Raw genomic sequence first — 12152 nt, forward strand, 5'->3', positions numbered from 1 at the left:
CACTTCTACGATTGTTTTGGGGGTGTTTTTTTTCTTATTCCCGCGGGGGCGCCGGGGGCGCCGGCCCGCCCGCCCCGCGGCCGCCCCCCCCCGCTCCACCCCCTCGCCCCTCCGTCTACCTCCCGCAGGAGGATCCGTGCACTCCTCCACGGACAGCAGTCCCACCGCCCCGGGCCTCGACCTGGACCGGCCGGTACCGCTTCGTCAGCTCGTGTACCTGCCGGAGGCCGACGAGGTCACCATCGGCAGCCCGGAGACCGACACCTACGCCGTCTTCCCGGCCGACGGCGCCGAACTGGTCCGGATGCTCGCCGAGGGCCTCACGCCCCGCGAGGCCGCCGAGCGCTACCAGACCGTGCACGGAGAGACCGTCGACATCGCCGACCTCGTCGAGGCCCTCGTGGAGCTCGACCTCGTCCGCTCCGACGGCGAAAAGGCGGGACCGGCCGCGCCGGTGCGCTGGCAGCGACTGGGTCAGGTGGTCTTCAGCCGACCGGCCCTCGTCGGCTACGGACTCGTGACGGCCCTCGCCGTGGCCGAGATGGTCCGGGTGCCCGAGCTGGTCCCGCGCGTCGACAACCTGTTCTTCAGCTCGTACTACACCCTCGTCGTGCTGATGCTGTTCATCGGCCAGGTGCCGCTGCTCGCGCTGCACGAGGCCTTCCACGCCCTGGCCGGCCGCCGGCTCGGCCTGCGCTCGCGGCTCTCCATCGGCCGCCGCCTGGTCTACCTGGTGCTGGAGACCTCCCTCGACGGGCTGGTCAGCGTGCCGCGCCGACAGCGCTACCTGCCCATCATGGCGGGCATGATCGCCGACGCCCTGGCGATCGCCGTGCTCACCCTGATCGCCGACGCGACGCGCGGCACCAACGGGACCGTCGCGTCGCTCTGTCTCGCGATGGCCTACGCCACGGCACTGCGGCTCGCCTGGCAGGGGTTCTTCTACCTGCGGACCGACATCTACGTCCTGCTCGGCACCGTCCTGGGCTGCGTGAACCTCCACGCTGCCGCAACCGACGTGCTGCGCAACGCCGTTCGGCGCACCATCGGGCGGCCGCCGCTGGACCTGTCCGTCCACCACCCGGTCGACCGGAAGGTCGCGCGCTGGTACGCCTGGCTGATGCTCGTGGGCTACGTGTTCACCCTCACGATGTTCGCCGGTGTCGTCGTCCCGACGGCCTACCGCCTCCTGCACGACATGTGGCTGCGCCTGACCGGCCAGGCCTCGGCGGCCGGCCGGCTCGACTCGCTCGCCCTGATGGTGCTCAGCCTCGCGCAGACCGTCGCCGTCGTCGTGCTCGCCGCCCGCGAGCGGCGCGCGGCGGCCCAGTCGGCCTGACCCCCGAACCCTCCCTCCTCCCCTGCGCCCCGCGCGAAAGGCAGCTGAGTCATGGCCGAGCACCGCCACCACTGGGTCCGCGCCACCGGGCGCCGCGCCCGCGTCGAAGCCCGCGAGCGGCTCGACCTGCCGCCCGCACTCGCCGTGGTGAACGCCAACCGCCGTCTGCGCGGCCCCTACACCGCCGTCGGCTCGATCCTGCGCGGGATCGTCCCGGACGCGCTCGCCCGCTGCCCCGAGGCCGTCGCCGAGCACGACATCGAAATCCTCTCCACCACACCGGAGCTGCGCGACCTGGTGCCGGCCACCCGCGAGACACTGACCTCCCTGGCGGTGCCCAAGGAGCGCACCCGCTTCTACTCCGCGCTGCGCACACTGCGGATCGCCCACGGCCTCGTCGAGTTCCTGGAGGCGTACCTGCGCGCGGTCGGCCCGCGCTCGCTCGTCGTCGACGACGCCCACCGGGCCGACCCCAGCGACGGGGAGTTCCTGGCCGTCCTGCTGCGACGCGTCGATCCGCAGCTGCTCACCGTGGTGGTCACCACCGGCACCGAGCCGCTGGAGCGTCCGGCCGGTCCCGGCCGCGAGGACCTGCCGACCGCACTCGCCGCCCGGTGCACGGTGCTCGACGCGCAGGACGAGGCCGCGACGGGCGCGGGAACGGCAGCCGAGGGCCTGCTGGCCGGCGCCGTGCCGGGCCGCGGCTACATCGACGGCGACGGCATCGGCGACGACCCGGACGAGCTCGCCGCCTACCTGAGCCTGCCGCCGGCCGAACGCGCCCGGCTGCACGACCTGCGGCGGGCGGAGCTGGAGACGGCCGGGGAGTCCTCCCTGCGCCTGGGGGCCATCGCCTGGCACGCGGAGCACGGCAGCGATCCGTCCGGGGCCGGGGCCGACATCCTGCGCCACGCCCTCGACCACTGCATGGACCTCGGCTTCTACCACGCCGTCCTGGACCTCGGGGAGCGTGGCCGGCGGCTGGTCACCCACGAGAGCAGCCCGACCCACTGGTGGGCCTTCACCACCAAGATGACCACCTCCTTCGCCGCCCTCGGCCTTGCCGATCAGGCGCTGCCGCTGTACGACGAGGCCCGCGCGCTCAGCACCTCGCCCGAGGTCCACATGCAGGCCGCGTACGCCACGGCCATGCTCCACACCCGCCACTTCGGCGCCGACCGGCGCGACCACCAGTTGGCCCGGGCCTGGGTCAACCAGGCGATCGCCTTCGCCCGTTGGCACCCCGAGCCGAAGGAGCGGGAGGCGCGCGTGGTGTTCAACCGCAACGGGCTCGCGCTGATCGAGGTCCACCAGGGCCGTCTGGAGGCGGCGTTGGAGTTGCTGGACGGCTGCATCGCCCGGCTCGACGAGACGCTGGAGGACCACGAGCACGCACTGCACCGCTCCGTGCTGCGCTACAACCGCGCACAGGTGTACGCGGGCCTGGGCCGCCACGACGAAGCCGTCGCCGACTACACGGCGGTGATCGAGTGCGACCCCAACTACGCCGAGTACTACTTCGACCGGGGCATGCTCTGGCGCGACCTGGGCCGTCCGGAGCAGGCGCTGGCCGACTACGACCACGCCATCCGGCTCTCGCCGCCCTTCCCCGAGGCGTACTTCAACCGGGCCGACGTCCTGGCCGAGCTCGGCGACACCGAGGCGGCGGTGGCGGACTTCGGCTACGTCCTCCAGCTCGACCCGGAGTTCGGCGACGCCCGCCTCAACCGGGCCGCACTGCTCCTCGAAGCCGGTGAGCACCAGCACGCCTGGGACGAGGTGCGGGCCGGGCTCGCGGACACTCCGGCGAGTCTGCAGCTCCTCTGCATCAAGGGACAGCTGCTGGTCGCCGACGGTGACCTCGCGGCGGCGTCCGACGCCTACGAGGCCGCACTCGCCGTCGACCCCGAGTACGCCCAGGCCTGGGCCCTGCTCGGTGAACTCCGCTACCAAGAGGGCGATCTGGACGCGGCCGGCGCCGATCTGGCACGCGCGGTCGAGCTTTCGGCGGAGCCCGGCATCCAGTTCAACCTGGCCGTGGTCCACCACGACGCCGGCCGCTTCGGTGAGGCGCTGCGACTGCTCGACGAGGTGCTCGGCTCGACCGAGGACGTCGACGCCCGGTTGCAGCGGGCCCGTTGCCTGATCGGGCTCGACCGGGCGGACAGCGCCAGGGACGACCTCCTCGCCTGCCTGAAGGCCGATCCCGAGTCCGCCGAGCAGGTGTACGAGCTGATGCCGGAGCTGGCCCGCGCCTGAGCCGGCCCGCGCCTGAGCGGTCGCCTCCGCTCCGCCGGCCCCGCGGGCAGCCGCCCCGCCGCCTCGCCGGGCAACCGCTTCGCCGGGCAGCCGCCCCGCCGCCCCGTCGCCCTGTCGGGCCCGCCACCCGCGGGGGCCGACAGGGCCGACGGGGCCGACGGGTCGGCGGGGCGGCTTTCGGGCGTCAGTGCCGGACCGCGGCGCGGCCCAGCTCGCCGCGCACCCGGCTGCGGACGTGGGCCACGGCGGGTGAACCGGTGTAGGCGGCAGCCACCTTGACCAGCCACGCCGCCTCCTCGCCGATGTCGGCCACCACCGGGTGGGGCACGCATCCCTCGCCCGGGCCGATGGGGAAGCGGTGCCCGGCCCTCGCCGCCTCCAGCGCGGCTGCGAGGGCCGCCGCCTCGACCACGGCCGCCAGTTCCTCGGCGTCGGCGGGTCCGGCGGATCCGATGGCCTCCCCGACCCAGAGCGGCACCCGGGGATGCAGATGGGGGCGGAGGGAGAGCTGACCGTCGCGGATCTCGATGATCCGTCGGTACAGCGCGAAGTGGATGTCGCGCCGCCGGCCGGCCCCGCGGCCGAACGGCCCGAACGGTCCGAGGGACCCGAACGGCCCGAGGGACTCGAACGGCCGGAAGGAGCCGAACGGCCCGAGGGATGCGACCGGCCCGAACGGCTGCGCCGGGGTCACGAGTTCGATCTCCGGGAGCACGGAGTGCACCGCCGACCACAGGGGGTCGAGCCTGCGGTGGTCCCGCCAGGCCCGCACGCGTCGGCCCCAGTCCGCCCAGGCGGAAGCGGTCGCACCGCCGAAGCCGAGCACGATGCAGACCACGGCCGCCAGCCCGGACACCCCGCTGTCCGCGCCGGTCTCACGGCCCGAGGTGAGGATGTCCGCCATGTCCTGCAGACAGCCGGCCGTCCACAGCAGCCCCGCCAGCGCGCTGCCGGCCATCAGGCGCAGTCCGAGCCGGAGGACGCCGGGCGGCGAGTGCCAGGCGCAGCGCCCGATCAGGAATCCGAAGACCGCCAGGCACCACGCGGTGTGGACGGCGAAGAGCGCGACGTACCCCGCCAGGAGCGGCCTGTCCGCGCTGCCGACGGTGACGGTCGTGCCGTCACTGACGGGCGAGGCGGCGAGGAAGCCGACAGTGCCCAGCAGGACGGTGGCGCCCGTGAAGGCGGTCTGCCGCCGCACCGCGCCCCGCGCTGCCGCGGACGCCCAGGTGGCGTACGCCATCATGGCCAGCGCCCCGGCCGACGCCACCTTCAACTGGTCGGCCACCAGGGTGAGAAGGGCGGGTTGGGGCAGCACGCCGGCCAGGGCCGAGGCCGTGGCCGGGGCGTTCACCGCCATTCCCGCCCCGAGCAGCGCGCCGCAGGCGTAGCCGTAGTGGAGCGCGGGGTCGGACCGGCGCCCCCGGTCCGTCCGGATCTTCCAGAGCGTGCTCAGCAGGGCGACCGCGGCGGCGAAGTAGCTCGCGGCACTGGCCAGGTGGTCAGCCACGGCGCGCCGCTCCGCGTCGCAGCGGCCGCCCGAAGACCTGCCGTAATCGCACCATCTGGTCGGTGAGTTGGCCGGTCGTCGTCGGTCGTGGCCGCTGCAGGGCGCGTTGCAGGGCCAGCGAGGCGACGAGCTCCGCCTCCTGCTCCTGCCGCTCCGTGTACACCGAGCGGCCGAGGACCCGGCGCACCAGCTCCTCGGACAGCTGGGTCGTCAGGGCCCGGGACACCACCGTGCTCACCCTGGAGTCGGAGCCGCCGGTGTGCCCGCAGAGCAGATGGCCGATCTCGTGCAGCACGATGTGCTGTTGGTGCAACGCCGTGGTGTCGACCGGATATCCGATGTAGTCCGCGCGGTCGGTGCTGATCAGCACGCCGCAGGGCGAGTGCTCCGAGCCGGAGAGCGGGACCAGTTCGATGGGCCTGCCGCGAAGCCGGGAGAGCGACTCGGTCAGCGCCGGGATGCCGAACGGTTCCGGAAGCGGTATCGAGTCCGCGACCCCCCGACATCGTTGCCAGAGCCCATGTTCAACCCCACCCGGATACCCCACGTTTCTCCCCCTGGCGTTCGGTCGCCCCCGCCGGGAGGTGATACTACAAACGCGGAAACGCGGAGGGAATCCGCTTCGTACGGTAGGCCGCTACCTGCCACCGGCCTCGCGGCGGGCGATCGCCTCGATCATGTCACTGATCGTGCCGAGTCCCTCGGGCGAGAGGGTCACCGCGCGCAGGGCCACATCCCGTACGCCCGCGTCGCGCAGCGCGCCGAGCAGCGCCAACTCCTCGGCGATCCGGGCACTTTGCCGGTCGTCGAAGAAGTACGTGGGCGGTACCTGGAAGAACTGCGCCAGCGCTTCGAGGTGACGCTTCGTGGGATTGTCCCGGCGTCCTGTCCGCAGCTGCCAGAGGTACGTCGCCGAGAAGCTCTCCCCGGTCGCCTCGCGACAGGCCCGGGCCACCTCCTCGTGGCTGTACTGCTCGCGGTCGGGACGGCGGACCACGTCGAACAACCGGTCCAGCTTCGCTGCGAGCGTGGACGCACCGGAGTCGTCGGGCACGGCACACCTCTTCTCTCACCCCGTGCACACGCTTCGTGCGTGCGCGTATGGAACACTCGCGACCGGTGTCTGATTCTAGTTGCTCCGCCGAAGAGGTGGTGGTCGCGGGTCGGCCCCGATCCGGTTGCGACAGTGAAAGGCACCATGCGCAGGCGCGGGGAGTTGGTGGTCTCCTTGCACGGCACCACGGTGTCCGGGCGCACCCCGGCCTCCAGCAGGGCGGCCGCGGTGATCACCTTCATCGTGGAGCCGGGCGCCTGCCCGCCCCCGACGGCGCGGTTGAACTGGTCCTTGGAGGAGTACGCCATCGCGAGGATGTGGCCGGTGCTCGGTTGGACGGCGACCAGCGAGGCCGGCTTCCCGCCCGCAGACCGCGGGTTGGCGCCCCCGGGCTCCGTCGGCCGACGCCCCCGACGGCGGGAGCGTCAGCGCAGCACCGTCGCCCCCGGAGCCGGGCCGTCCTGCCGGGCGCGGGGCCGGGCCGCCAGGACGGCGATGTCGTCCTCGGCGGCGGGCGCGGTCGGCCCGGTCGGGGCGAGCGCGTGCAGGACGGCGTCGAGGAGGTCGTCCAGCTCGCCGGCGGCCGGCAGGCGGAGGGCGGCGAGACGGGCGAGGGAGACGTCGATGTCCTCGTCGCGGCGTTCCACCAGGCCGTCGGTGTACAGCAAGAGCGTTTCGCCGGGCAGCAGTTCGCGGGTGACCTGCTCGTAGCCGCCGAGGCCGGTGCCGAGCGGCGGGCCGGTGGGGATCTGCAGCAGTTCGGTCGGGCGGCCGGGGGCGATCAGCGCGGGCGGGAGGTGGCCGGCGCTGGAGAGGGTCCAGCGGTTGCGGCCCGGGTCGGCGAGGGCGAGCAGGCAGGTCGCCGGCCGGGCGGAGTCGTTGGCGGCGATGACCGTGTCGAGCTGGCGCAGGATCCGGTGCGGCGGCAGGTCCATGCCCGCGACGTCGCGCAGGGTCGAACGGTAGGTGCTCATGTCGACGGCGGCCTCGACGCCGTGCCCCATGACGTCGCCCATCACCAGCAGGGTCCGGCCGAACGGCAGCCGCACCGTCTCGTACCAGTCGCCGCCGACCACCGAGCTGGTGCCGGAGGGCAGGTAGCGGGCGGAGAGCTCGATGTTCTGGTGCGGGTTGCCGGGCTCGCTGAGCAGTGCCCGCTGGAGTTCGAGGGCGATGCCCTGCGAGCGGGCGTAGCGGCGGGCGTTGTCGACGCTGGTGGCGGCGCGGGCGGCGAGGTCGCCGATCAGGGCGGCCTCCTCCGGGGTGAAGCCGGGCGAGGCGGCCGTCCGGGCCAGCGTCAGCAGGCCGACCAGCTGACCGCGGGCGGTCAGCGGGACCGCCAGCAGCGAGGTCAGACCGGCGGCCCGGTAGGCGGCCAGGCTGGCTGGGTCGGGGGCGGCGTCGGCGAGTTGCCCGTCCGTGGGGACGTCGGCGAGCACCGCGACACCCGCGGCCAGGGCCCGGGCGGCGGCCGAGCCGTCCCGGTAGCGCACGGACTCGCCGGGCCGGGCCGGCTCCGTCACCGCCGTGCGCAGGCTCCCCGTGCAGTGGGCGGCGGCGCGGTGGAGCCGCAGGCCGCGGGTGCGGCCGGGGCGGGCGGGGGAGTCGGGCGGCAGGACGTCGACGGTGACCAGCTCGGCGAGCCGGGGTACGGCGAAGGAGGCCAGTTCGGCGCAGGTGGTGTCGACGTCGAGCGTGGTGCCGATCCGTTCGGTGGCGGCGTCGAGCAGTGCCAGCCGGGCCCGGGCCTGCGCCAGTTCGCGCCGAAGCTCCTGCTCCGGACCGGGGTCGTCCAGCACGACGACCACCACGCCGGTGACGTGCCCGTCGGCCTCCAGCGGCCGGTAGCGCACCCGCAGGCCGGCCGGCACGGGGGCGCCCGCGCCGTCCGGCCCGCCGGTGGCGTGTTCGCGGTCCCGGCCGTCGGCGAGGACGCGGCGCAGCGTGTCGGCCGCGCCCGCGAAGGCGGTGGCTGCGACCGGCCGGCCGAGCAGGTCGGCCCGGCGCAGCCCGGTGGCGGTGGTGAAGGCCGCGTTGAGGTACTGCCAGCGCAGCCGCTCGTCCAGCAGTGCGACGCCGACCGGCGCGAGGGCGAGCACCTTGCGGAGGAGATCCGGACTGTCACCCGCCGTGACGGAGCCGCCGTTCGCGGCCAGGGCCGCCGCCGCTGCCGCCGCCAGTGACCGGTCGTCCTGACCCGCGGGGGTGGCGCCCTCTCCTCCATTGCCGGACCGGAACCGCATACGCCCATGATCACTCGTCGCGCCGCGGCACGCCCATGGACCGGTGAAACCTTGACTCGCCGGTAGCGGTGTTGTAACCGAGGGGTTGCGTCGGGTTCGGGTGGGTCGGGTTGGGGGCCGGGGCCGGGTCCGGTGGCAGGGGAGTCGCCCGGTGGGGCGGTGCGCTACCTCACCGGCACCTGGGTCGGCTGACGGCCGCCGGGCCGGCCACCCGGGGCCGGCCGCGCCCCAGGTGGCACCCGGTGCATGCCGTGCACGCCCCAGGTGGCACCGGTGGCATCGGTACGAGCCGGCCGCGACCCGGGCGGCACCCGGGCGTGCCGTGCGCGGCCCGGTGGGTGCACTGAGGACCGGTCATACTTGGGCGGCGGTGCCCGGTCGTGGGTGCCGCCCGAGCGCCGCCGACCACCGGGGGCCGCGGAGCACGCCGATCCCGGAGGACCCGATGAGCCGCCACCTGCCGAGCACCGTTCCGCCGGGCGGGTCGCCGGCGCAGCCGTGGAACCGGCAGCGGCTGCGCAGCAACAACGAGTGGCTGCTGCTCGAACTGCTGCGCACCGGTGGTCCCTCGTCGCGGGCCCAGCTCGCCCGGGACACCGGTCTCTCCAAGCCCACCGTCTCCACCGCCCTCGCCGCATTGGAGCAGGCCGGACTGGCCCGGGAGGCCGGCCGCTTCGTGCCCGAGCGCGGCCGGACGGCCGTCCTCTACGAGCCCGACCCGACCGCCGGCCACGTGCTCGGTGTGGACATCGGCCGGGCCCGGTTGCGCGTGGCCGTGGCCGACCTCGCCGGGCGGATCGTCGCCCGCCGGGACATCCCGAACAAGGGCCGCACCGCCAACGCGGTGGCCGACGCCGTGGTGGCCGCCTCCCGGGAGACCACCGCGGAGGCGGGCCTGGCCGCGGCGGAGATCGTGCACGCGGTCATCGGCACGCCCGGTGTGTGGGACGAGCAGCGGCGCGGCGTCCGGTACGCCACCAGCCTGCCGGGCTGGGGCAGACCGGGTCTGTTCGACCGGATCGGGGAGGGCCTGGAGACCGGCGTCACCGTCGCGAACGACGCCAACCTCGCGGCCCTCGGGGAGTTCACCCTCGGCGCCGGCCGCGGCAGCCGCATGTTCGCCTACCTGCTGATCGGCACCGGCCTGGGCGTGGGTGTCCTCAAGGACGGTGAGCTCCTCTCCGGCGCCCACGGCGCAGCCGGCGAGGTCGGCCTCGTCCCGTTGCCCGCCCGGCCCGACGGCACGCCGGGCGGGACGATCGAGGAGGCGGCCGCGGCGGACGCGGTGGTCCGGACGGCGCTGGAGCTCGGCATGGGCGGCCCGCTGACGGCCAAGGAGGTCTTCGACGCCGCCCGCTCCGGCGACCCGCTCGCCACCGAGGCGGTGCACCGCGAGGCCGGGCAGCTCGCCTACGCCGTCGCCGTCCTGTCGGCCCTGCTCGACCCGGACCTGGTCGTCCTCGGCGGCGGCATCGGCGGCAGTGCCGACCTCCTGCTGGACCCGCTGGAGCGCGCGCTCCAGCGCCTCACCCCGCTGAGGCCGAAGCTCGCCCAGAGCGAACTGGGGGAGGAGGCCGTCCTCCTGGGCGCCGTCGCGACGGCGTTGGAGACCGCCCGCCCTGCGGTCTTCGCACGGCGCACGGCGTTCGCCGACCAGTAGCGGACGGCAGAGGTTCAGACCAATCTGACCGGTTCGAGTCAACTGCGCATCAGTCTACGGGTACGATCGGAGCATCAGTCCGATCATGGGAACAACCTGCCCGATCGGGCGAGAACGTCTGCCCTCTTCCGCGCCCTTGCCGACCTCCCGCGAACACCGCGGGCCCGGTAGACAAGGGCCCCGGGGCGGCCGGAGGAAGCCCGCCACCTGCGCGCCGTCCGCCGGACGCCACGGTCGGGGCGGACCACGGGGGCGGCGGGGGCCGGTGGTTGAACTGTGGCTGAGGCCGGCAGTCGAACCCGGGCCGGGGCGTCGGCCCCGGAAGGCCGCGCGAACCGTCTGCGGCCTACGCGAGCCGGCGGCCGGATCCACGACGGAACCGTCCCCCGGCAGCGCGCGTCACCGGGAGCGGCGCGCCGAACTGAATGGAGTCCGATGTCCGACACCACCGCCGCGGAACCGCGCCGGGGGGCGCCCGACCCGACGGTCCTGGCCCTGGCCGTGATGTCCGCCGTGACGGCCGCGCTCTCGGTCAGGATGCTCCTGCTGGACAGCGAGTCGTCGGACTACTACTACTTCCTCGGCCCGTGGTACCGGTACATGGCGGACCACGGCGGGTTCAGCGCCCTCAGCAACGCGGACTTCTCGGACTACAACGTCCCCTACCTCTACCTGATGGCCGCGCTCACCTACCTGCCGGTGTCGGCGCTGGCGGGCATCAAGTGGATCTCGATCCTGTTCGACCTGGCACTCGCCTCCTACACGTTCCGCATCGTCTCCCTGCGGTGGCCGGACCGGACCTGGCACGCCTTCAACGCGGCGCTGGTCGTCCTCCTCCTGCCCACGGTGGTGACCAACAGCGGCTGGTGGGGCCAGGCCGACGCCATCTTCACGACCTTCCTGGTCGGCGGCGTCTACCACGTGCTCCGCGACCGGCCGTGGTGGGCGTGCGCGTTCTTCGGCATCGCGCTGGCGTTCAAGCTCCAGGCGGTGTTCCTCTTCCCGCTGCTGCTCGTCCTGGTCCTGGTGAAGCGGGTGCCCTGGCGGAGCCTGCTGGCCCTGCCGGCCGCCTACGTGGCCCTCGACATCCCCGCCTTCCTGCTCGGCGCCGACCCGTGGCAGCTGCTGACGGTCTACACCCGTCAGCCGGACACCTACAAGCAGCTCACCCTCAACGCCCCGTCCGTCTACCAGTTCGTCTCGGTGCCGCAGGCCGACGAGGACGCCGTGCGGAGTGCCGGCGTCCTCGTCGCGGGCGTCGTGGTGCTGGCGCTGGTCGGGCTCGCCGTCTGGGCCGTACGGCGGCGAGGAGGGACGGGCGGAGCCGCCGGTCGGGCGGCGCTCACGGACACCAGGGTGCTGCTGCTGGCCACCGCCTCGGCGATCGCCGTGCCGTTCCTCCTCCCGTCGATGCACGAGCGGTACTTCTACGTCGCCGACGTGCTCAGCGTGATCGTCGCGTTCCAACTGCCCCGGAAGCTCTGGTACCTGCCGGTCCTGGTCCAGCTGTCCTCCCTCGGCAGCTACCTCAAGTTCATCGCCCCCGACCTGGCGCCCTACCTGTCCATGCCGGCCCACGGCATGCTGATGCTGCTGGCGCTCATCGCGGTGCTCCGCGCCACGGCGGGGGACTTGCGCGCTCAGCCCGGGCCGCGTGCCGACAGCGCCCGGGAGCTGGGCCGGCGCCCGGGCCTCGCCGACGCCCCGGAGCCGTCGACGTCGGCCCTGCTGCCGTCCCTGCCGGCCCAGGGCCAGGCCCCGGCTCCGCCGGTGACCTGGGCGGCGTCCCGCGGCCGGGCCCGCGTGGGCGGCCCGGCCGAGCACGATCGTCAGACAGCGGCCGAGGAGTGAGCCCGAACCCGGTGACGTGTGCCGTACGTCCGATCCCGCCGGCGTCGCCCGGCGGACGCGGCACCTGAAGGGGACGGCCGGACATGCCGGCTGCGGAGTACATCCGGACCGGCGATGACGTACGGGTCGCGGCCGGTCCGTTCGCGGACTTCACGGGCCCGGCCCGGGACGTCTGAATCGGGCCGACCCGGCGCGGTCCGGGCCGCTGGCGGCATCCGTGCACGACGTGCACGGAT

Annotated in this window: 8 protein-coding genes and 1 pseudogene; 4 read left to right on the plus strand and 5 right to left on the minus strand. The window is 74.3% G+C overall.

Annotated elements, in window-relative coordinates:
- Nucleotides 1-136: 136 nt before the first annotated feature.
- Together ACFC1F_RS39455 and ACFC1F_RS39460 are read left to right on the plus strand one after the other, a co-directional pair.
- Nucleotides 137-1339 carry a hypothetical protein gene (locus ACFC1F_RS39455; RefSeq protein ID WP_376166048.1) on the plus strand — a complete coding sequence of 401 codons (1203 nt, stop codon included), beginning with the start codon at nucleotides 137-139 and terminating at the stop codon, nucleotides 1337-1339.
- 51 nt (nucleotides 1340-1390) lie between these two features.
- Nucleotides 1391-3598 (plus strand): tetratricopeptide repeat protein, encoded by a 2208-nt coding sequence (locus tag ACFC1F_RS39460; RefSeq protein WP_376166051.1) that lies wholly within the window; start codon nucleotides 1391-1393, stop codon nucleotides 3596-3598.
- 184 nt (nucleotides 3599-3782) lie between these two features.
- On the opposite strand, the gene ACFC1F_RS39465 is transcribed toward ACFC1F_RS39460, so the two are convergent.
- From ACFC1F_RS39465 to ACFC1F_RS39485, 5 genes and pseudogenes are all read right to left on the minus strand, one after another.
- Nucleotides 3783-5108, minus strand: coding sequence for an MAB_1171c family putative transporter (locus ACFC1F_RS39465; protein ID WP_376166053.1), 1326 nt, complete (start codon nucleotides 5106-5108; stop codon nucleotides 3783-3785).
- A complete protein-coding gene (locus ACFC1F_RS39470) occupies nucleotides 5101-5478 on the minus strand; it encodes a hypothetical protein (RefSeq protein ID WP_376166055.1) in 378 nt (125 codons plus the stop codon). The genes ACFC1F_RS39465 and ACFC1F_RS39470 overlap by 8 nt, the downstream gene beginning before the upstream one ends.
- 267 nt (nucleotides 5479-5745) lie before the next feature.
- Nucleotides 5746-6162 carry a helix-turn-helix domain-containing protein gene (locus ACFC1F_RS39475; protein ID WP_209410870.1) on the minus strand — a complete coding sequence of 139 codons (417 nt, stop codon included), beginning with the start codon at nucleotides 6160-6162 and terminating at the stop codon, nucleotides 5746-5748.
- 167 nt (nucleotides 6163-6329) lie between these two features.
- Nucleotides 6330-6509: pseudogene (locus ACFC1F_RS39480) on the minus strand (penicillin-binding transpeptidase domain-containing protein); the annotation flags it as partial.
- Between the two features lie 78 nt (nucleotides 6510-6587).
- Nucleotides 6588-8405 (minus strand): SpoIIE family protein phosphatase, encoded by a 1818-nt coding sequence (locus tag ACFC1F_RS39485; protein WP_376166057.1) that lies wholly within the window; start codon nucleotides 8403-8405, stop codon nucleotides 6588-6590.
- 445 nt (nucleotides 8406-8850) lie between these two features.
- On the opposite strand from ACFC1F_RS39485, the gene ACFC1F_RS39490 reads away from it, so the two are divergent.
- Nucleotides 8851-10065 carry an ROK family transcriptional regulator gene (locus ACFC1F_RS39490; protein ID WP_376166059.1) on the plus strand — a complete coding sequence of 405 codons (1215 nt, stop codon included), beginning with the start codon at nucleotides 8851-8853 and terminating at the stop codon, nucleotides 10063-10065.
- Nucleotides 10066-10500: 435 nt separating this feature from the next.
- The gene (locus ACFC1F_RS39495; RefSeq protein ID WP_376166061.1) at nucleotides 10501-11916 is read left to right on the plus strand and encodes a glycosyltransferase 87 family protein; all 1416 of its coding nucleotides are present in this window, start codon (nucleotides 10501-10503) and stop codon (nucleotides 11914-11916) included.
- Nucleotides 11917-12152 lie beyond the last annotated feature (236 nt).

Origin of the sequence: Kitasatospora sp. NPDC056181 (assembly GCF_042266225.1) — a bacterium.
Lineage (GTDB): Bacteria > Actinomycetota > Actinomycetes > Streptomycetales > Streptomycetaceae > Kitasatospora.

Excerpts from the sequence above, each read along its gene's own strand:
- ACFC1F_RS39490 (WP_376166059.1), top strand. The coding sequence starts at position 8,851 with ATGAGCCGCCACCTGCCGAGCACCGTTCCGCCGGGCGGGTCGCCGGCG.
- ACFC1F_RS39460 (WP_376166051.1), top strand. The coding sequence starts at position 1,391 with ATGGCCGAGCACCGCCACCACTGGGTCCGCGCCACCGGGCGCCGCGCC.
- ACFC1F_RS39495 (WP_376166061.1), top strand. The coding sequence starts at position 10,501 with ATGTCCGACACCACCGCCGCGGAACCGCGCCGGGGGGCGCCCGACCCG.
- ACFC1F_RS39485 (WP_376166057.1), bottom strand. The coding sequence starts at position 8,405 with ATGCGGTTCCGGTCCGGCAATGGAGGAGAGGGCGCCACCCCCGCGGGT.